Source organism: Acinetobacter guillouiae CIP 63.46, from assembly GCF_000368145.1.
Lineage (GTDB): Bacteria > Pseudomonadota > Gammaproteobacteria > Pseudomonadales > Moraxellaceae > Acinetobacter > Acinetobacter guillouiae.
Map to the genome: position 1 here is coordinate 330,894 of NZ_KB849286.1, position 19,493 is coordinate 350,386.

The following is a 19,493-nucleotide window of genomic DNA, read 5'->3' on the forward strand; positions in this document are numbered from 1 at the left end:
GCAAAGGCGACCGAAGCCGCCAAGTTTATTAAGGTGTACCTGAGATTACCGCAGCAAAAGGCACAAGTTTACGATCAAATACACGCTCCCAATTCGCAGCATTTGCATACTGAGCAATTGTTGGAGTTTTATTTGGATCTTCCTCACCTTTCCATGAGAACCCAGCAGGCTGTAAGATGTAAGTCTTACGCTCTACGATGATTTCAGAACCACCACCATTACCACCTAAGGCATCACGCTGTACTTCGACTGGATTTGTTGGTGTACCTTCACCATAACCGAAGGCACCCGTACCAAAGAACATTGAAAGATACTGTTTAGTACCATAAGTAAGACCATCATCCATAAAGATTGGCTTACCAAGGTAAGTAGTTAAGATGATGTTGCCTTGAGAGTCTTTCACATACTCGATCAGGTCTTTTTGCACCATCTGCTTCATTACAACAGAATGCACGCCAATTGCAGCAAACTGATCAGCAGCATCACCAGCGGTAAATGCTGCATCTTGCATTGCTGTCGCGGTCATCGCTGCGCCAGCATCAATAACCATATCGCCTGAATTATTGGCAAGGTTAGATGCAATCACACCACGTGCAGCACCTAACAAATAACGCTGCCATTGACGCTCCCAATACTTCCCATAACGGTTGCGAATGTGTTGCATTGGTTCGCTGTTGGCAAGCTCAGTCGTTAAATCTGACACGCCATAAGGTTTGTTCAAATAAAGAGTACGCGCTTGCATCTTGCCTTGCGACGCTTTACCCACTTTACCTTTTTGATCTGGATCGTCTGTAGAGACGTTTGCTTCTTCACTGGCATCAAGATCCTGCCAGTAAGAAATCGTTGAAGTGCCTTGACCATTATTTGCAATATCACTCAAAGCTGGGTTTTTAGTAACGATTCCTGACTGATAAACTGCCGTTTTTTCAGGTGAGTTCACTGGATCTAATGTTTGGTAGTAATCCCCAACAAAAATATCCGCAATACGAGTAGCTGGCATAAATTAGTTTTCCTTAGTTTTTAATAACTGTTGAAATGCGTTTGGATTTTCACGAGCAATTGCTGCTCGTTCTGATTCTGTATAGTCAGACCATTTTTTAGTTGATGTTCCTGAACCTGGTGCACCAGAGCCTTGTGCTTTAGGGAAGAAATAAGACTTGGTTTCACGCAGACTTTCGACCCATTCTTTAGGGCTCAATGGTGTTGTGCCATCTTTCCCAATGATTGTTTCGCCATTGGCATCGATCATCACAGCATTGCCTTTTTCATCTAAAGCAAATTGTGATAAAGCTAAAGCCGTAACATCGTCTGTCGCTTCTGATAAACCACCAACACCACTGAACGCTTGAGCGATCTGACCTTTCACTACTGACTGTTTAAACTGGTTTGCATATGCTTCCGCTTTATTTGCCCGCTCAGTTTCAGCCTGTAGTTGTTTGTCATGGTCCTGCTTCATTTTTTCTGTACGCTTTTGAATGACTTCATCAATCTTGCCCTCGGCAATCAGTTTTGATTCTTCATCCATATTGGCTTTTGAAAGAAGGTCTTTAACTGCTGTTAAATCCACCCCTTCCAACTGCTTTTTAATGCCTGAAAGTTCAGTGTTTAAGTCTTTGTTCTTACCAAGAAGTTCATCATTTTTTGCCTTCAAGCCTTTGACCTGTTCATCTACGGCATTTTTGATTGCTTCTTGAATTTCAGGGTTGTTTAAATCAACTTTATTGTCATCTGACATTGTCTATTCCTCGAATAACCGCCTTGCGGATTTGTGAACCTGAGCTTTGCGCAGGCAATAAAAAAGCACCCAGATGGGTGCTTTTAGGCTTAAAAAATTAATCTATAATTTTCCACTTTGATCCAAGTGGAGTTAAATCAGGCAAATCATCAGCATTAAAGACATTACCCTCATTATCAACAGCAAATCTTAAAGCAGGAATAAAATCAATACCTTTAGTTTTCTGATAAAAATTCATTTCATCAAGTATAGCTTCCATTACATCTGTTTCAATATTGGCAGCCTTCAACGAACTACCATGCCCAAGATTTATATTGTGAAATGTTTCGCATTCACCAGAAACATTCTTTTCATCCTTATTAATGTATGAGAATTTCATATAAGCTCCAAAAATTTTCCAATTCTTGAAAAATATACTACACTAAATAAAAAGTTCTTCGAAAGTCTTTTGATCCATTTCTTTCAACTGCTTCAACGTATATTTCCGATCAGTCAAAGGGTCAATAAATCGCTGAATTGGATATTTTCCAGTTTTCCATAATTCATATCGAGTCTTACCAAGCCATTCAATTTGATATTCTTTGCTCTGATTTGGAAACCAATCTTTATATGAAGTATTAGCATCAACTTGACCTATCTTGCCATCACGCTGATCTTTAGGAATATCCTTAATCGCTCGATTATCTGCCACAAATGGTCTTAATCCAGCAACCTTCCCATCGGCATCTACGCCAAGCAAAGTTGATCTACAATGGGGATGCAATGGTGGATGCCTGATATTTGGATCACCCTTTTGCCATGTTGTTTGATCTAAAGACGCGCACAGTAATGAAGTTCTACCATCAAGCACACTAAAGAACTTGTAGAAATCAAATCCCAAAGCATCCCAAGTAGACAAATAAGATTGATTTGACACATGACTTCGCGCGGTCCTAACCACCCGATCCACATCTTTAAACGATTGATCGATCAAACCATCAAAATGAACTTTCTTTCCATCAATCGTTTTGTCATAACCTCGAATTCGTTTAATGATTTCATAATTAGTTTGACCAGAATTAATTCCATCTCGAATCGTATATTCAACTTTTTGGCGCGCTATAGTGGCAATATTCTCAAGCAAACTATCTACCAAAGCACCACCAGTTAAAGGTTTGTGCCTGATCTTTGTATACAGTTTTTTGCTATCAGGCTCTTTAATTGAATTGTTTAGTGCCTTGGATAACCACATAGACTCGTAAACAGCAAAAGCCGTTGCTGTTACTGCAAAAGTTTCAGGCAGTGCGACACTCAAGCTTAGGAACCATTCATCAATAAGGCTGCGCACTTCTTTGAGCTTTGGTGTTGTGTATTGTGCACCAGATAAGGCTACTTTCTCTTGATCGCTTAATTCATCCAGCAAATCACGAAGTTTCACAACCATTTCATTAGTTTGATTGCTAAAAACCTGCCACATCTCATTAACAGTTTGACTCGATGCCCGGTGCAAATAAGTTTGATGCTGTATAAATGCATTTAGAAACGCTTGCTCTTGAATCGAGTTATTCATGGTCTAACCCATATTTAATGTGCCTTCAGTTTCTTGTTCAACCTTAAGCAATTCTTCTTGGTACCCACCTTCAGGAAGTTTGCCAGTAGCAATGTAATCCCAGTAAGTTGAGAATGAATTTTTTCCCGCCAATGCGCCTTCATAAAGTTGCCTAGCCAAATTGATATCATAAGATTGATTTGAGAATTCAGCTTTTACCGTGAACACATAATCATTAGGATTTAGCCCAAGCCATTGCGCTGCATATTTTAATGCCTGCTCAATACCTTCAGCAGCACAAGTCACAATACTGTGTAAACTTGCGTGCTGATCATCTTGTCTTGCTCGACGTGCTTCACCTGATTCTTGAGTATTGGTGTCAATAACCTTTGCACCAGCTTCTAATGCAGCATTCTTTTGAGAATCCATTTCAGCTTTGGTTTTATCAATTCCTACGCCTTGAATCTCCAAATATCCGCATTCAGCATCCTGAGGTAAATCCCAAACAGCCATTACACCAGTAACACTGATTTCGTCATCATCGGACAAGCCACTAATCCATGGTTGAGGATGAGCCGTATGATGCAGTGATTGAAAATAATCCGCTGATAACTGGTAATACTTGATCGCAGCCTTTGCCATGGATAACAATGGAATTGATCCAACATTTGGCGAATTATTCGTTGCACCGATAAATACAAAAGTAATAAAACCTAGATTTTTATCTCCAATTTTCGGAGTCTTTTCTTCAGTTTTCCCACCGTCGTGCAGGAACACTTCAAAAGTACCATCATTCAATTCTAATGAGCGCTGTACAGTCTTGGTTGTATGACTGTATTTATCCTCGCCCACATTATGTTGTTCTTCTAAAACAACCAAAGTGGTGTCCTTTCGACCACCAACACTGTTTTCCTTCCAGTTGATGATAGACAGTGCGTCATACAGAGCAAAATAAGGTTTTCCATCACCATCTACATCGATGTAAAGCCCACAACGGCCAAATTCAATAATCTGCTCAACTATTCGAATGAATAACTGCTTTAATCCGAATCCATCATTTGTTGCATTTTCTTCTAAATGCTTCATCAAATTGCTTTTGATTTGAATTTCAGGAGTAAGTTTAGAAACTAAACCAATCATAGTTCGCAATGAATCTTGGACCCATAATGGATATTGAGCACGTTGCAAATATCCAGCGTAAATTTCTTTACCTAGCGGACTTTGCTTCTCTGCTTCAATTTGACCAGCAGATTTAGGCAAATATTTTGTTGTTGCATTCTTAATTGTTTGTTCGCCAGCAACAGAACTTGAATCCTGCATCAGTTGCCAACTTGTTTTGACCGCTGCATATTGCGGATGTTGATCTGTAACTGCCATATCAATACCAATAAAAAAAGCACGCGAAGGTGCAAACTGTTTAAGCCATCCCTCGAATTCTTCGGGTTTTGACTTTTCGTTCTCGCTTGTTCATCGCTACACCAAACATTCGGAAGGCATCAGCACCATGAGAGGTATGATCATGTAAAGGTTTATCTTTCCAGCACCCTCTTTTGTCATCCCACTCTTTACGATAATTCTCTAAATGAGAAATACCTTCTTCACATTTGGCCTCATCAAACTCACAGTATTTAAGGATCTCACGAGTTTGTTCTATACCATCCATCACACCTATGCTTTCAACTACTTCAAATCGGACTGAATAAATCTCACCTTCAATCTCATAACCCTCTTTAGCGATATCTAAACGTGATTTAGCGTCACCTGTTAAAGAACGGTTTTTAATGTCGTGTGGTGCGTAGTGTTTTGAATATGTGTAGCCTCTATCTTTCAACACTTTAAAGTAATGTCTTAAGCCTTCACCCGAGTTCTCGTAGTAATCAATGACTTGATAACATTCATCAGAAATTTTCCTGATAAACCAAATTGCCATTGAGTCTGAAACGCCTAAATCCCAAAAGGTCATTACTGGCAAATGATCATTACTTGGTAATTCTCCAACTCGACCATTTGCATATAAGAATTTAAATTGCTTCTTGTAATATGCGCCTTCAACTGATTGCTGAAATGCCTCAGATGGAATGCTTGGATATTCTCGCTTGATGTCATCACCAAGCGTTTTCTCTTTTTGCCAGTACCACTGTTGTTGTTCTGGTGAGGTATTTATATTGTATTTTGCCTTTAACTCAGCAAAATAATCTTTTAAACGCTGCGGAATTTCTCCAGCAACTGGTAATGCATATTCACCATTTTTCCACCAAGAGAAGAAAAAGAATTTCCAGTCCAAGATTCCTAATGTTCTGCCTTGTAATTGAAGCTTTTCAGCTTCTTGGCAGTAATCATAAAAATAACCAGCCTTTCCCTCAGCTGTTGATTCAAGCGTGATTTTTCCATCAACACTTACAGCTTCAAACGCACCAGTGACAATTTCACGCGCTTTATCTGGATATTTGGCGCAAATTTTACCAAACTCAGAAATATGCAGCCGTTTTAATGTACCGCCACGAAATGAAGTACTTACTGTAACTGAACCACCTTTCTTAAATACTAGCTCTTCTTTTGTTTCGATAAGAAGTGGATTTGCAGCTCTTAAAGGGTGAGGTAATTTTTCATACGCATATTTTACTTTCTCACGAAATAAGCGCTTAGCATCATGTAAGGTATGTGCAATCAATGCACATTTATCAGACATGAATAAAGCAGCATCTAATTGAATAATACAAACTTCTGTTGTAAACCCAAGCTGCCTTGCTTTTAAGATAATGTTTCTTGACCACTCGTTTTCAAAGTATTCAAGTTGTTCAAGAGTCATCTTGAATTTGACTTGTTTACCCTTCTTATCAGTGATGTAGTAGAGGTTATTTAATCGCCAGTGCTGATCAACAAGTTTTGCTTTATGCTCAGGTTTAAGCATATGCCCTCCTTATTAATCCCCTTTGCTTAATTCATCCATCAATTCGGAAAGAGATTGAATTTCTATAGTGCCTGAGTGTTCTATCTTTCCTGCAAACATACCAATATGTTGACCGACCAGCTTTAAAGCAGCCATTTGATCATTCATTTTGATTTCAATGCCTTCTTTTGTTTGCTTTGCACCTGCATACAATAATTGAGCTGACTCACTTAAAGTTGAAGTGTCTTCAATGTGCAAATAACCTTTACCTTCGCCATCACATGACGGGCATTCGGGATGAGGTGGTTTAGTTCTGCGAAATCCATAACCACCAACATCAGTTGGATAGTTACAACGATAATCTGGATCTTCTTTTTGAATTTCTCTCTCTTCAGCTATCGTTTGTTGTAAAGCATTTTCAAATTCTGCTTCATCACGCCACTGGTATTGATGGTCTTCACCCCAACAAAAACGGCAATTTACTAATTTGTGTTTTACCAGTTCACGCGGGTCAGCTGTAGCAACTGCCCAAAGCCGAGATAAAACATCAACCTGCTCAATATGTAATTCTTTTGCACGTTCACCTTTAAGAAAGTTGATGCGATCCTGCATATCAGGATTACTCCAAGCTCTCCATGAGGTACTCTTATCCGCATACCCTGCCAATTCACCAGCCTTGGCAATGTTTAAGCATTTTAAGTATTCTTGCGCCAATCGTTCTCGACGGTCATCTTCTAGTGGCTCACTCCCTTTCGGAAGCTCTATATCTCCCATAAAGGAATCTCCAATGAAAAACCTCCCGAAGGAGGTTTAGTTATTAACCAACTAACTGCTTACGAAAGGATTTATGGATCATCTCTTTTATGTCATCTTCTAAGTTGGCTTCAAATATAAGAATAATACTTGCAGATTCAAATTCAAAAGACGACTTATCATATTCTTGACCAGATAGATAAAGTTCTAGATTCCCGCTATTACTTATATCTGAGAATCCAAATTTATCTCCACAAATATTTACTAAGATATATTGTTTTGATTTCATTATTATCTCTATAATTAATTTAGAAACAATAAATTATCAAATTATCCAAGTAAGATCAATCACTCAACATACTTCTAATTGCTTTTGTTCTTTCTTTTAACTGACTAATCTTTCGATCAATGACAATCATTTCTTCACGAGTCATAAGGCCACGAGATAAGCTTTGATATTTACTGATCTCTGATTCATATCGCTTGAGATTGCTTAGTGCTTCGGTTCTGTCCATCACAACCGACCTTGACGTTTATACTTACGTCTTTTGGCTTGAGAAATTTTGTTGGGTTTTGATTTGCCTTTTACTGGTTCTCGCCACGTAATTGAATCCCAAGCACTTACACTTCTCTGCGCAGGTTCGGCAAACGCTGCGCTCATACCCAATGCTACTAATACAATTCGACCTAAACGCATGGCTTTCTCCAAGACAAAATAAAACCCCTTTCGGGGCAAAGGAAACGTAGCGAAAGGTTTAAAATGGTGTGATTACACCTAATTAAGGGTGACATTTGATGTCATCCCCCTTAAACATACATTTACCCTGCTACACGTTTTGCGCTTATCAGCTATTCGGAATTCCCGAATAGCTCAATTTTAAAGATGAAGTGACCGATTAGAATTGCCTGATCCGCTATACAGCATAAATCACTTCTCTTTAAAATCTATAATGGTTTAACCTTCCCACACTTCCGACACTCTCTCACAGTAAAGAAATCTGAATATTCCCAAACGTGTCGGCAGAAGATTTGTTTTATTCGGAGCATGTTGTTCTCCTGAAATATGGCACGCCATGTAGGGCTCGAACCTACAACCATTGGTATAGAAAACCCATGCTCTATCCAGTTGAGCTAATGGCGCATAAAAAGGACGTGGTGATCTGCCACATCCTTGCCTTAGATTACGACATTGATCAGCTCGGCAACTGATCTACCGCTACTCAACACGACAAACATCTCAAAGTTAGCTATTGATCTGCTCTGTGTCTTTCAATCTCTTTGGTCGGGGAGTCACCCACAGCTTAGGGCTCTGAGGCTAACTCAATGTGTGACGAAATCACATTGGATTCAAACCGATTTATACGGCTGGTTTCTGCATCCTACCGTTTGCGCTAATAGTTCACCATTATTCTGGCAAACGTCACAAATCCAAGTTGCTTTTAAAGCTAACGATCTTTCATGAGTCAATCCTCAATAGATTACTTGTGCACGTCACAAGCACCTTTGTAAAATTTAGACGTAAAAAAAGACGCCTAAGCGCCTTAATTTTAAATACGGGATAATCCCTTATTTGATCTGCCTTGCCAGCTTCTCAGCCTCGACAAACGCATCATGAAAACTTACTTTATCTGAAAACCAAAACTTATAAGTCTTGTCGCCAATTACGATTGACTGCTGGAAGTAATCGTTCGGGCTTTTCTCTACAACTTGACCGTTTTGTTCGCCACCGATGCAAATATTCATGTGTTTTCCTATTTATCGGTGGGAGTTTAAACCTGATATACAGTTTTGGTACAGCAGAAATGCAAAAAGCCCACATTTCTGTGAGCTACTCGTCTTTCCGAGCTGTCAACATTTGCATCTACAACTTTTTGAGTTGCTATCTAATAATAAATGATTATCTATAATATTTCAAAAAAATGGTAAAAAAATACCCACTTATTGGAGTAGGCGGGTATGGAAATCAAAACTGTGTGGATTACCATAACTTCGTCCACTATAACAGAAATATATCAAAGTAGACCCTGACTTTCAAGCCCCTATGATGCGACTTCTGAATTTATACTTTGTTGCCAACCGAACCAATCCAAGCATTTTATCTCTAGCGACTGAAAATTCAGATATATCAAGTTGTCTTGCAATGGTTTTCTCTGTCTTAAATTCAACATAAAACATGATTACAACCTTGAGCCATTTCTGAACCTTGTTGTTCTCATTTTTCATTAAAGTCACTAGCATATCGCTAACCGCATCTGCATGAGCGTCATTGATCTTGCATCGTGGCGCAACTCTCTCTCGCTTATCAACACACACACCATTCGCTGTATCAATCAAATGACCCAAAACACTCGAAGCACCTAAGCTCACATAGTTTTCATCAAGCAGTAGCCAAGAACCATATTGCTCTAAGTGCCACTCAATTGGATTTTCTGCCCAGTTAATTGCAACTGAGAAATGTTTTCTATTTGCTACTGCGTTCATAATTACCCCTTAAACCTTGCTCAAATCTAAAATCGTCATCGTTCCCCAGTGAACCGCACCAGTATCAATCCAGTAGCAGTTATCACGCTTACAAGGCTTTTGAGTGACTGTGTGACCCATAATTACTGCATCAATGCCTTTGACATGTGTGTATTGCAGATTGTCTGAGTTAAGGCGTTCTCTGCCCCACATTGCTAATTGAGCTGGATCACGAAATGCTGAAACGCCTTCATTGTTGGCAAACTCATTCCAATCATTCTGCTCAATGTGACCGTGAACAAATCCATACTTCTTCCCGTTGTGATTTACTTCTAAAGCGATTGGAAGCTCTTTAAATTGCTCAACCATTCTTTCTTGATCACCAGGTGATAACTCGTTGTAGAACCATTCACCGCCATTTGAGATATGGCAATTTCTAGCAGATTGGTTGTCAATGCCCTGAATACATAGATCCTCATGATTACCACGAACCGAAGTGAACCAATCCTCATTCAATAAATCCACACACTCAATGTTTTGAATGCCTCGATCCACCAAATCACCTACTGCAACCAACAAATCATTTTCAAAATCAAAACCAATTTCATTTAATCGATTCATCAGCAAGTTGTAGCATCCGTGAATATCACCGACTGCGTAGAGCTTGCCATTGATCTCTTTGTCCCAAACTTTGACTAAGCTCATACCTTCACCTTCTTAATCGCTTCTTCAATCCAACCAACAACAATCCCTTTCTTGACCTGTTCTGTAGTACCTCGAATCACTACCCAGCCAAGGATTGCCGCTGCACTGTATTTCTCACAATCTGCTGAATATCCCTTCCCTCTTGTATGCCGACCACCTGAGAACACGCCTCCCTCTACTTCAACGAGAATCGGATAGCCCTCAATACGAAAATCAGCTTTCCACTTCCGCTCAGGATGAAACTTAAACTCTTGCACATATTCGATTTTTAAAGCGTCTAGGTGACGGCATAAGAGCCGTTCACCTACTGATGGTTCATGTTTTTTTCTTGGTTTGAGGACTGACCTAGCAACAGGCTTAGATTGTGTTTGCCACCCTTTAGGAATTTGCATTGTTGTCTCGCTCTAAAATTGCCAGTGTTTGTCTAATCGCAAATAAGCGCTCACTTTGTCCACCTTTGAGGGCCATTTCTTTCGCATGATTTAGTCGAGCGATAACATTCAAATGCTTTGACTCAACCTGAGTATTTTTAACTCTCGTTTCATCAAGTTCTTTTTTTAGGTGTTCAATCTCGACCAAAGCTTGACCTAGTGTTAATTCCTTAACCTCAAAACAAGCACCATCAGCATGACAATATCCATCTGCGCCACAATATGGATTTCCAGTCTTGCAACACATAACAGCTTTCGCCCAAGTTTCAGGAACAACACTTGTTAAATCTGACTCACAAGGAATGTGCTTATTCATGATCAATCACCAATGTACTCGGACTAAGATGGTTGCGAATGTCTGTGACTTCATCTGATTCGATTTGATTACGCCAAACCCTAACGCCATTCTCATTACCAAACCCACAAATCAAGCAAGCTATGTCATAACCGTGTTGGCATTGTTTTAAGTCATGCTCTGCAATGGCGGTGCGTAAAGCAGGCAGTACATAGCAGTTTTTGCAAGCCCCATACCAGTGAAAAGTTCCACCATAGGCTGCATAAGCCATGCAGTATGTAGTGGCCCATGTTGGCGCACCCTCCACAACCTCCCTCGCCTTCTCAATCCCGCCTACTTTCTCAATCAAGTTTTCAGAGTTGTTTATAGTTGTCATAGTGCCACCTTTTCCATTTCTTCAATTACTGGCATTAATGCAGCAAACTTCTTGTATTCAGCTAAAGTCAATCGAGTGCGAATGCCACTTGTAATACAACTTCTAATTCGGCCAAGGGATATGCCCGATAATTCAGCCAAAGCTGTACGTCTCGGTTTCTTAACACTTCCTGCATTACACCAATTCAATAGTTTTATTTCTTGCATACTTGAGGCGTATGCTTGCTTTGGGCTTTCAACTGTTGAGCGAGCTGGGCGTGGCTTAAACTCACACCCTTTCAAAACTTTTACTTTGATGCCATTTTCAATGTATGTGTCAGTTATATTCACACCCCACCTCCTACGCTTTCCACGTCTGCAAAAGCCTCGCATGATTCAGAGCAAGAGCCTGATTCATAGCGCTTACTACTTCTCAATGATTTGTAAAGCTCATCACGTGAATGTTCTTTGTACATTTCAGCAATATCACTTCCATGCAGGCGTTCACGATACATACGATGATGGTTGTACTTGCGTCCTTCTGATCGAACTTGATCACCCTCAGTGACATGAACCCATTTAACAAACTGCTCAGGCTCATCTTTTGCTGCCAATGCAACTTTATTAATCGTTTTTTTAATACAGAAAACACAATTACCAAGATGCTCAGTGATAGCTAAATCAAAACTTTGTTTTTCCCACCAATCTAAAACATCATCTTTTTCTATGTCAGAGATTTCAGCTAAATACCGAAAACCTGATTTTTGTTTTTTCGCATCTTTATGAATTGGTAAGTTTAGTTTTTCGAGAATCTCTATTGGTAGGCGTCTCGGTTCATCGAATCTAATCCCGATCCAACGCTCAAAATTACCTTTTCCAAATTTATCATTGCAGTATTTTTCAAATGGTTCGGTTTTCATGCGTGCTGTACAGAAAGGCGAATCGTAATAAGGACTTCCATATTTTTTAACCATCGCTTTCCATGGCTCTAAATCTTGTTTTAGATCATCCAGTCCAACAACTTTGTAACTTCCACCTTTGTGCATAATTGGATTGATAACGACACGCAAACAAACAAGATCAATTTTCCAGTGTTTAACAATATCTTTGATAAATTGATATGTTGCTGGATGTTCGGCTCCAGTATCCATAAATACAAAATGTGCATTTGGATCTGATCTAAACAAGTTGACTAAATAAGCAGATGTTCGACCGCCACTGAAACTAATTACTTTTTTTAACTCAACCGCATTCATACCAACTCCCCTTGCATCATTGCGTAATATTCAGGACTTAAATCTGCAAATGTTGAGCGAGCTAAGTCGGTTGCTAATTTCACTGTTCCAGTTGAGCCATTACGTGCTTTACCAATAATGATTTCAGCGGTACCAACCTCTTTAGATTCCTTGTTGTAAACCTCATCTCGGTAGATAAACATGATGATGTCTGCATCCTGCTCTAAATCACCTGACTCTTTTAAATCAGCGTTTACAGGCCGTTTGTTTGGTCTGTTTTCTAGGTTTCGATTCAATTGAGCCAAAGCAAATACTGGACACTCAAAATCACGAGCAATCTTTTTCAATTCCCCTGAAATCTCGCCAATATCTTTGTCAGAGCGACCATAATTGTTTTTAGTGAGTGGAGTTACACGCTGGATATAATCAACAAATATCGCACCAACTTTCCCATATTCAGCTTGTACTTTTCGTGCTGATCTACGGATCGTTGAAGTCGTTGAACGAGCATTGTCATCAATCATCAAAGGTGCTTTTTCTAAGATCATTGCAGCAGTATTAATCTTTCCGCAGTCCTCAATTTGAGCCTTACCACTTAAAACTTTTCGCAATTCAATCTGACCAATTCCACTAATCATCCGCTGCGCAATCTGTTTGCCTGACATCTCGATTGAAACGAACAAAACTGGTAGACCTTGATTAACCATCATGTCTGCTGCAAAGTTCTGAGCGAGTGTGGTTTTACCCATGCTTGGGCGTGCACCGATGATGACTAAATCACCTTTGCCAACTTCACCCAGCTTGTTATCCAACTCACAGAAGCCAGTACGAATACCGCCATCAAAAGGCGTATTGTTATGCAAAGCTGTATGTCGCTCTAAAAACTCCTTGATTGCGTCCTTAGAGAACTCATGAGCATGTTTAAGGCGATTGTCTACCGAACCTGTTTCTAAGCCACTGACGAGAGCCTGTGCACGATTTAAGGCGGTTTCTGATGTGTACGAAACCATATCAACTGCGGCAGTTCCAATCTGCTTACTCACATCTTGAATCTTTCTGCGTACAGCAAAATCTTTAAGTTTTTTAAGGTGTGTTGGTAAAAGCGAATGTGGGCAGTAACAACCCATCAGATTGAGAATAAATTTCTCATCAACCGCTTTGACTTCAATCGCATTAGCACGAATCAGCTCCCAAATCATCACTTGGTCATACGCTTCGCCTTTCACAAACTGCGATTTCACATGTGACCAAATAATTTGATGTTGAGCTGCATAGAAATCACTTGAATCAATCTGCTCAATGTACTCATCCATGCCTTGCTCAGTACCGATCACAGTAGACAAAATCGCTTGTTCAACAGGGATAGAAAATAATTCAATCATTGGTCCATCCCCTTGAATGTTTTACGTACGCCTTTGAATTCAGTGCTTGGTGCTTGCTGTGGTTGTTCAGGTTGAGAAACTTCGATGTACTCAGGATGTAATTTCACGTGACGTTCAAACTTGTCAGAAATCCAATTTGCAAACTTGTAGAGTTTTTTTGCATCAGACAAAACTTGACCATCGAAATGAGCGTTGAATGCTCCAAGCTCAAATTCAAAACTTGGTAATCCAAAAATGAATTTTAGATTTTGACCATAGCCCTTTTGTTGAAGAACTCCGATCAATTGATTTTGATTTGGAATCCACTCGTGTTGACAAGAGAGATTCATTGATAGGTTAATTGGTAGGTTCTGTACCCCAAAATTGGGATCGTTCACGATACCGTTTTTGGGTTCGTTACCCTCCAAAATTGGGTTCGTTTGTTCTGCTGAATTAACCCCTTTTTGGGTGTGTTTAATAGCACCGTTTTTGGGTTCGTTATCATTATCAATTAACCCTTTTTTGGGTTCGTTATAACTATCCCGATTTTGGTTTTGTTCTCTTGATTGCACACCAACTAATTTTAAAACTCGAACCTTGTTTGTGGTTCCCATTTTTTTACCAGTATCAGCAACCAATCCTAAATCGATAAGTTGATTTACGACTTTTTGAACAGTCTTGATATTCAAAACTGTGTCTTTTGCCAATCTGCTATTGCTTGGATAGCAAGTATGGTGCTCACCTGCACGATCAGCCAATGAAAGCAAGACAAGGCGCTGTGCTGAACTTTCAACTGGTGCAGTCCACGCCCAATTTAGCGCATCAACACTCATGCGTTTGCTCCTTGTATAAATGCCCATAGTTCAGCCTTTGCAACTGCCACAGACTGAGCAGTCGGAAGTGAGCGCTTTTCAGCGTGTTCTTCGACTGCCTTTTGAAATAAATAAATCTTTCGCTGTAGCTCAATGTCTGTTAGAATTTTATGCATATTCATTTCTACCTCGTTATGAATTACTAACCACTCCAGTTCGCGCTGGCAGTGGTTTTTTTATTTAAATAAGATCCGCATGTATTCAGGCGAACTAAACGCATTACTCAAATAAACTCGCGTTGCTTCCGCAATTTCTTGAGAACAATAAACATCGTTAGCATTTACAACCTTCAATCCAATAGAACTCAACAAAGATGCAAAAAACTCAATATCCGTCAAGTTGTTGGATTTCTTATCATTTTTCATTCGAGATAATGTACTTGCATCCACTCCAAGTTGTTCAGCAACCTTTCCTTGGTTAGAGGAATTAATTGCTTTCAAAATGAGCGATGCGTTATTGCTAGCGCTTGCGTTCTCTTCAATTGATACTTTGCTCATGGTGGTTCCTAGGCTGCATTAGTCTTTCTAAGAAAGAAGTCAAAAATGCTTTTGTGGGTTAATTTCTTGTCACTTGCATCGACTATTTTTTGAATAGTTTCCATGCTTGGTTTTTTTCGGCCATGGATAAGATGTGATTCCATATATCCATAGGAAATATCTGTGGTTTCACAGAATTGGATGCGTTGATCTTTATCAAGACCACGCCAGAAATCGTAAAGAGTCACCATAAATACACCCTAAAGGTAAATTAATAATAAATATACCTACAAGGTAAACAAAATACAACCTCTCAGGGTATTTATTTTTTCTACCTGATAGGTAAATTACTAACTATTGAATTAAGGTGAACTTAAAATGGCTGAATTGAAGACAATTCATGAGATTAGACTTAGCAATACAAGAAAGCTAATGAAGGAATCTGGCCTAAATCGGACTGAGTTTGCTGAAAAAATTGACATGTCATACAACTTGTTAAGCCAATATGTTGGTAAAAATCCAACTAAAAATATTGGTGACGATACGGCTGAGAAGATTGAGAAGGCTTTTAATAAACCTAAAGGATATCTCGACCAATCAGATAGCGAATCAATACTGAATTTAGGCAACTTTAATAAACTTGATATTGAAGCTTTCAAAAAGCAATACAACATTACAGATGGAGATGATGCTGTTAGATTTTCCAATGCTCCTGAATTACCAATTTTGAATAGAAAGAGATGGGTTCCAGTTAAGGCCTACAGCAAAATGGGCATGGATGGCTTTTTCACAGATATGGGTTATGAAGGCAATGGTGGAGATGGATACATTCCAACCCGCTCCATGAACGATAGAACTTATGGGATAAAAGGAACTGGTGATTCTATGTACCCTGCTATCCGTAATGGATGGTATGTAGTTTGTGATCCAGATGCGGAATTAACCCCAACTGAATTTGTCCAAGTTTGCTTAAAAGATGGTCGTTGCACGATTAAAGAATTGATTGGTATTAATAACAATGTCCTAAATTTACTTGCTGTAAATGGTGGGGAAAGAATTACATTTGATATGGATGATGTAGAAAGCATTACTGCGATTATTGAAATCATCCCACCAAGTCAACATAAGCAAGAGCATCCAGATTCTACATAAATAAAGAGAACACTATGATCGCAACACTTAATAAATCTAAAACTGCGCTAACAATTAATCGTCAAGAATTCAAATTGGCCTTAGCTAAAATTGGTGCGGGAATTGATAAACAAATCGCCTCACTTAAAAAAGCTAAACAAAGCTATGACGCTGCGGAAATTGCACGTGAGGTCATTACTGAAGCAAATATCTTTGAGGCCATTATTGAAGGTTTTAACGAAGCAGAAGAAACAAATCTAAAGCTGACTGACATAACCAATCTTGAAGTTGCTCAAGGATGGGTGGATGAGTTTTTGGAAAATTATTCAGAAGCTTAATAAGCCAAAAGCAATTTTTATAAGAAGAATCTAAGATGAATAAATTTGACTACATGAAACTAGGGATAATTCTTATTGCAGTTGCCCTCTGTTGGGTTTCAATCATTTTTTAAACTGCGAACCCGACGCAGTCCTTTAGAATTGATCGGGATGAGGGTTAATTATGGCTAAAAAAGATATTAATTTTGATTTTTATCAAGTTGTTATTTCTTCAAATCAAAATACCACTTTATTGGATTGTTTTGAAAATTTAAAAAATGGTGTAACGGGTAGTTTTATTGATGTTAGGGGCTTTACTAGGGAGATATACAGACTAGATAAGACAAGTAAAAATTATTGGTTAGGTCAATTCAGAAAATACAGGATTGATCAATTGCCAGCTTTCGCACGGTATGGCGAAGATGAGACTGAAATTCAACTAGAAGATGACCAAGGAATAATAGAAAGAAATTGCTTTATATTTTATCCAGATCGTAATGTATTAATATGGCAGCACGATGCTCATGCAAACCACCCTGAGCGATTTGCAGATTTTTTAAGTACCATTAGTGGTGATAAAATAGAAGTTGCTCCAATTTTAACAAAATCTGCATTATTAAGACTTATGGATAGCAAAACTGAAGCATTAAAATTTCAAATTTCAGTAGCTCGACCTACCGCACCTAGCATGTATAATCAAAATAAATTTACAGATAACCTATTCTCCTTGATGGAAAATTCGGGTGCAGACCTGTTTAATTTAACTGGGGGAGTTGATCTTCGATCAAAAGATGCTGGATTTCTCAATAGTAGGCTATTAAAACGTGGCTTAGAAACATTAGTATCATCGGGTGCTGCGAAAAGTGCAAAAGTCTTTGTACTGGATGAAGGTAAAAGAGAGTGGCTTGATCTAATAACTGATCGCGTTAAAGCATCGCGACAAGTTGAGGCGGATAAAAAATCCATCCCATTTCTGACTATGGTTGATATGCTAGAATCAGTTTATGAAGAGAAGCGAGAGGTTTTAGATGAAATTCTTGGAACGGCACGCACCACTCTTAATTAGTTTTATTTGCTCAATCGCAATTTGCACTTTTATTATTAAGCAGCAAGGTTTTTTAATAGATTTTCAAAATGGAAACCAAAATACACCTTATGAAATTGCAAAATTGATATGCAGTATAAGTGGCACTATCCTGGGATTCTTATTAACAGCAGTTGCAATGCTTACTGCCATAATGGATAGAAAATTAGTTGAGAACATGCGTAAAACGGGGCATTATAAAGTTTTTATAGTAGATTGTTTTGTAAATTGCTTTGTCTTTTTAATAACTATAGTTTTAGGCATTACATGCTTATTTACTATTAACCCAAATTTGAGTTATGTATTTTATTTAATGATTCTTTTTGCGATGACAGCTTTGTTTATGTTGGTTGAGCAAGGCAGAAGATTTTTATTAATTTTTACAAAAGTATAATCCCCCCTTTTTTAATCATTTGAGAGATACCCACCCAGTGTGGGTTTTCTTTTGTCTATTAAAGCATAATTACAAATATACACCTACAAAGTATAAAAATAATTTAATTATTTTACCTACAAGGTATTTACTTTATTTTACCTGTTAGGTATATTTTACCTCATACACAAACAAAAAAGCCCCTGACATTCGACCGACGGGGCTTTTACTCAAAGAGTGAGAATATTATGTCACACAAAAAACCACAACGTCTACTGACGATCGAACAGATTTCGAATCGTCGCTTATGGGATAAGGCTCAAAGCTTACTCCTTGGCTCAATCATCATCTTTTTGATCGGTGCGATGTTCTATATCGCTTTGGTAAGGGGGTGAGTATGGAACTTATCTCAGGAAAAGAAGCTCTGATTGCTTTGGCGAATGGTGAGGAAGTTGAAGCATATGTTGAATATGAGGCAAATCTACACGAATGGCAAAATGCTAGAGAGCTAACTATTTGTGATGTCTTGGATAGCGGTTTTATATTCCGCCTAAAACCACGAACCATCTCAATCAATGGAATTGAAGTACCTGCGCCTTTTGAGCCGAAAAAGGGTGAAGAGTATTTCATTATTCATCCAGCATTTAAACACGGATATACCTGCAACACCTTCACTGATGCTGAAAGACATAAGGATTTTATTAAGTATGGCGCATGGCGCACCTTAGAAGAAATCAGACAAGTCGGTGATGCGTTACGCAAAGTGTTTAAGGAGCCACAACAATGAATATGCTTTCTAACTACGCTCCTGAAGCACCTACTTTTCAAAATCTTGTAGTTGCTGATAAGCCTGATATTAAAGGCTCAACAGTCCACTTCTCACTGATTGTACCAAACTACAGCGCTTGTTATGTATCCGCTGTTGTTGAAGCAAATCAAACTACAAGTTCACTTGCTTGGAACAATACTAGTGATCCGCAAAATGATGTTGATGTTGATTATGACTTGCTTGAAGTAGCAACTTGGCACCGCCCTGTTGTTAAAGATTATGACGATATTTTTGCAGCTCAAGGACTTCAATTTGCACTGACAAATAACCAAGTTTACACGCTCAATGAAATGCTTAAAGCGCATTTTGAAGAAGAAAAAGTTAATGAATTGAGAGGGGTTGCGTGAGATGGAAATACACCAAAAGCGCCAATTACTTGAAGCGTTGGACGTTTCGATTAAGCGCCCAGCTCAAGCAAATGAAAGAACACTTGCTGAGGCAATGGGTTATTTCAAGTTACTAGTTGAGGAGGTGACACAAGGTGAGATTGTTGTCTCCTACATTGACAAAACTAGCCCTAACAACCCATTACCATTTTAAGGAATAAGAAGATGAATGCACAAGTAAAGACAGAAAATCAAATCGCTGAAAGTAAGCCAAAAACGGTAAAAGCTTATGTATCAGATATTAAAATTCGTCAAAAATTTGAAGAAATTTTAGGTAA

The 19,493-nt window shown here is 38.8% G+C and carries 31 protein-coding genes, 1 tRNA gene and 1 pseudogene; 9 read left to right on the forward strand and 24 right to left on the reverse strand.

All coding sequences use genetic code 11. From position 1 onward, the window contains the following. Positions 1 to 28 precede the first annotated feature (28 nt). The 24 genes from F981_RS20085 to F981_RS20185 form a co-directional block, all read right to left on the reverse strand. Positions 29 to 1,000, reverse strand: coding sequence for a major capsid protein (locus tag F981_RS20085; protein ID WP_004724994.1), 972 nt, complete (start codon positions 998 to 1,000; stop codon positions 29 to 31). Between the two features lie 3 nt (positions 1,001 to 1,003). After that, complete coding sequence (locus F981_RS20090) at positions 1,004 to 1,735, reverse strand: hypothetical protein (protein ID WP_004724995.1); 732 nt, start codon at positions 1,733 to 1,735, stop codon at positions 1,004 to 1,006. 97 nt (positions 1,736 to 1,832) lie between these two features. Next, complete coding sequence (locus tag F981_RS20095) at positions 1,833 to 2,114, reverse strand: hypothetical protein (RefSeq protein ID WP_004724996.1); 282 nt, start codon at positions 2,112 to 2,114, stop codon at positions 1,833 to 1,835. A gap of 42 nt (positions 2,115 to 2,156) precedes the next feature. After that, positions 2,157 to 3,284: a minor capsid protein gene (locus F981_RS20100; RefSeq protein WP_004724997.1), complete on the reverse strand. Its 1,128-nt coding sequence runs from the start codon at positions 3,282 to 3,284 to the stop codon at positions 2,157 to 2,159. A 3-nt stretch (positions 3,285 to 3,287) separates the two neighbouring features. After that, positions 3,288 to 4,640: a DUF4055 domain-containing protein gene (locus F981_RS20105; RefSeq protein ID WP_004724998.1), complete on the reverse strand. Its 1,353-nt coding sequence runs from the start codon at positions 4,638 to 4,640 to the stop codon at positions 3,288 to 3,290. A 40-nt stretch (positions 4,641 to 4,680) separates the two neighbouring features. Further along, positions 4,681 to 6,174: a hypothetical protein gene (locus tag F981_RS20110; RefSeq protein WP_004724999.1), complete on the reverse strand. Its 1,494-nt coding sequence runs from the start codon at positions 6,172 to 6,174 to the stop codon at positions 4,681 to 4,683. A gap of 12 nt (positions 6,175 to 6,186) precedes the next feature. Then, complete coding sequence (locus F981_RS20115) at positions 6,187 to 6,927, reverse strand: terminase small subunit (protein WP_004725000.1); 741 nt, start codon at positions 6,925 to 6,927, stop codon at positions 6,187 to 6,189. Positions 6,928 to 6,970: 43 nt separating this feature from the next. Then, complete coding sequence (locus F981_RS20120) at positions 6,971 to 7,195, reverse strand: hypothetical protein (RefSeq protein WP_004725001.1); 225 nt, start codon at positions 7,193 to 7,195, stop codon at positions 6,971 to 6,973. A gap of 55 nt (positions 7,196 to 7,250) precedes the next feature. After that, positions 7,251 to 7,421, reverse strand: a complete 171-nt coding sequence (locus F981_RS24035; RefSeq protein ID WP_004725002.1) for a hypothetical protein — start codon at positions 7,419 to 7,421, stop codon at positions 7,251 to 7,253. Continuing rightward, complete coding sequence (locus F981_RS20125; protein ID WP_004725003.1) at positions 7,421 to 7,603, reverse strand: hypothetical protein; 183 nt, start codon at positions 7,601 to 7,603, stop codon at positions 7,421 to 7,423. Before F981_RS20125 ends, F981_RS24035 begins: the two co-directional genes overlap by 1 nt. Before the next feature lie 367 nt (positions 7,604 to 7,970). Beyond that, positions 7,971 to 8,047: transfer RNA gene (locus F981_RS20130), tRNA-Arg, on the reverse strand. Positions 8,048 to 8,472: 425 nt separating this feature from the next. Then, positions 8,473 to 8,649 (reverse strand): hypothetical protein, encoded by a 177-nt coding sequence (locus tag F981_RS24040; protein ID WP_004725004.1) that lies wholly within the window; start codon positions 8,647 to 8,649, stop codon positions 8,473 to 8,475. 288 nt (positions 8,650 to 8,937) lie between these two features. Beyond that, positions 8,938 to 9,387: a hypothetical protein gene (locus tag F981_RS20135; RefSeq protein ID WP_004725005.1), complete on the reverse strand. Its 450-nt coding sequence runs from the start codon at positions 9,385 to 9,387 to the stop codon at positions 8,938 to 8,940. A 9-nt stretch (positions 9,388 to 9,396) separates the two neighbouring features. After that, complete coding sequence (locus tag F981_RS20140; RefSeq protein WP_004725006.1) at positions 9,397 to 10,071, reverse strand: metallophosphoesterase; 675 nt, start codon at positions 10,069 to 10,071, stop codon at positions 9,397 to 9,399. Continuing rightward, entirely contained in the window at positions 10,068 to 10,463 is a 396-nt protein-coding gene (locus tag F981_RS20145; protein WP_004725007.1) for a hypothetical protein, read from the reverse strand. Before F981_RS20145 ends, F981_RS20140 begins: the two co-directional genes overlap by 4 nt. Beyond that, positions 10,450 to 10,818 (reverse strand): hypothetical protein, encoded by a 369-nt coding sequence (locus tag F981_RS20150; RefSeq protein WP_004725008.1) that lies wholly within the window; start codon positions 10,816 to 10,818, stop codon positions 10,450 to 10,452. The genes F981_RS20145 and F981_RS20150 overlap by 14 nt, the downstream gene beginning before the upstream one ends. Then, positions 10,811 to 11,173: a hypothetical protein gene (locus F981_RS20155; protein ID WP_004725010.1), complete on the reverse strand. Its 363-nt coding sequence runs from the start codon at positions 11,171 to 11,173 to the stop codon at positions 10,811 to 10,813. Before F981_RS20155 ends, F981_RS20150 begins: the two co-directional genes overlap by 8 nt. Continuing rightward, on the reverse strand, positions 11,170 to 11,502 hold the full coding sequence (locus F981_RS20160; protein ID WP_004725011.1) for a hypothetical protein: 333 nt from the start codon (positions 11,500 to 11,502) through the stop codon (positions 11,170 to 11,172). The genes F981_RS20155 and F981_RS20160 overlap by 4 nt, the downstream gene beginning before the upstream one ends. Next, positions 11,499 to 12,407: a phosphoadenosine phosphosulfate reductase domain-containing protein gene (locus F981_RS20165; protein ID WP_004725013.1), complete on the reverse strand. Its 909-nt coding sequence runs from the start codon at positions 12,405 to 12,407 to the stop codon at positions 11,499 to 11,501. Before F981_RS20165 ends, F981_RS20160 begins: the two co-directional genes overlap by 4 nt. After that, positions 12,404 to 13,768 (reverse strand): replicative DNA helicase, encoded by a 1,365-nt coding sequence (locus F981_RS20170; protein ID WP_004725015.1) that lies wholly within the window; start codon positions 13,766 to 13,768, stop codon positions 12,404 to 12,406. Before F981_RS20170 ends, F981_RS20165 begins: the two co-directional genes overlap by 4 nt. Beyond that, positions 13,765 to 14,580 (reverse strand): helix-turn-helix domain-containing protein, encoded by an 816-nt coding sequence (locus F981_RS20175; RefSeq protein WP_004725017.1) that lies wholly within the window; start codon positions 14,578 to 14,580, stop codon positions 13,765 to 13,767. The genes F981_RS20170 and F981_RS20175 overlap by 4 nt, the downstream gene beginning before the upstream one ends. Further along, a complete protein-coding gene (locus tag F981_RS23795; RefSeq protein WP_004723601.1) occupies positions 14,577 to 14,741 on the reverse strand; it encodes a hypothetical protein in 165 nt (54 codons plus the stop codon). Before F981_RS23795 ends, F981_RS20175 begins: the two co-directional genes overlap by 4 nt. Before the next feature lie 54 nt (positions 14,742 to 14,795). Beyond that, positions 14,796 to 15,116, reverse strand: coding sequence for a hypothetical protein (locus F981_RS20180; RefSeq protein WP_004725023.1), 321 nt, complete (start codon positions 15,114 to 15,116; stop codon positions 14,796 to 14,798). Between the two features lie 8 nt (positions 15,117 to 15,124). Beyond that, a complete protein-coding gene (locus F981_RS20185) occupies positions 15,125 to 15,346 on the reverse strand; it encodes a hypothetical protein (RefSeq protein WP_004725025.1) in 222 nt (73 codons plus the stop codon). A 127-nt stretch (positions 15,347 to 15,473) separates the two neighbouring features. On the opposite strand from F981_RS20185, the gene F981_RS20190 reads away from it, so the two are divergent. The 9 genes and pseudogenes from F981_RS20190 to F981_RS24390 form a co-directional block, all read left to right on the forward strand. Further along, positions 15,474 to 16,247 (forward strand): LexA family transcriptional regulator, encoded by a 774-nt coding sequence (locus F981_RS20190; protein WP_004725027.1) that lies wholly within the window; start codon positions 15,474 to 15,476, stop codon positions 16,245 to 16,247. A gap of 14 nt (positions 16,248 to 16,261) precedes the next feature. Continuing rightward, complete coding sequence (locus F981_RS20195) at positions 16,262 to 16,564, forward strand: hypothetical protein (RefSeq protein ID WP_004725028.1); 303 nt, start codon at positions 16,262 to 16,264, stop codon at positions 16,562 to 16,564. Between the two features lie 163 nt (positions 16,565 to 16,727). Next, the gene (locus tag F981_RS20200; protein ID WP_004725029.1) at positions 16,728 to 17,609 is read left to right on the forward strand and encodes a DUF6731 family protein; all 882 of its coding nucleotides are present in this window, start codon (positions 16,728 to 16,730) and stop codon (positions 17,607 to 17,609) included. Next, on the forward strand, positions 17,572 to 18,021 hold the full coding sequence (locus F981_RS20205) for a hypothetical protein (RefSeq protein ID WP_004725030.1): 450 nt from the start codon (positions 17,572 to 17,574) through the stop codon (positions 18,019 to 18,021). Before F981_RS20200 ends, F981_RS20205 begins: the two co-directional genes overlap by 38 nt. 227 nt (positions 18,022 to 18,248) lie before the next feature. Beyond that, complete coding sequence (locus F981_RS24045; protein ID WP_004725032.1) at positions 18,249 to 18,395, forward strand: hypothetical protein; 147 nt, start codon at positions 18,249 to 18,251, stop codon at positions 18,393 to 18,395. A 2-nt stretch (positions 18,396 to 18,397) separates the two neighbouring features. Then, entirely contained in the window at positions 18,398 to 18,787 is a 390-nt protein-coding gene (locus F981_RS20210) for a hypothetical protein (protein ID WP_004725033.1), read from the forward strand. Then, positions 18,784 to 19,176, forward strand: a complete 393-nt coding sequence (locus F981_RS20215; protein ID WP_004725035.1) for a hypothetical protein — start codon at positions 18,784 to 18,786, stop codon at positions 19,174 to 19,176. The genes F981_RS20210 and F981_RS20215 overlap by 4 nt, the downstream gene beginning before the upstream one ends. A 1-nt stretch (position 19,177) precedes the next feature. Further along, the gene (locus F981_RS20220) at positions 19,178 to 19,369 is read left to right on the forward strand and encodes a hypothetical protein (protein WP_004725036.1); all 192 of its coding nucleotides are present in this window, start codon (positions 19,178 to 19,180) and stop codon (positions 19,367 to 19,369) included. Between the two features lie 11 nt (positions 19,370 to 19,380). Beyond that, a pseudogene (locus tag F981_RS24390) lies at positions 19,381 to 19,493 on the forward strand (recombinase RecT); the annotation flags it as partial.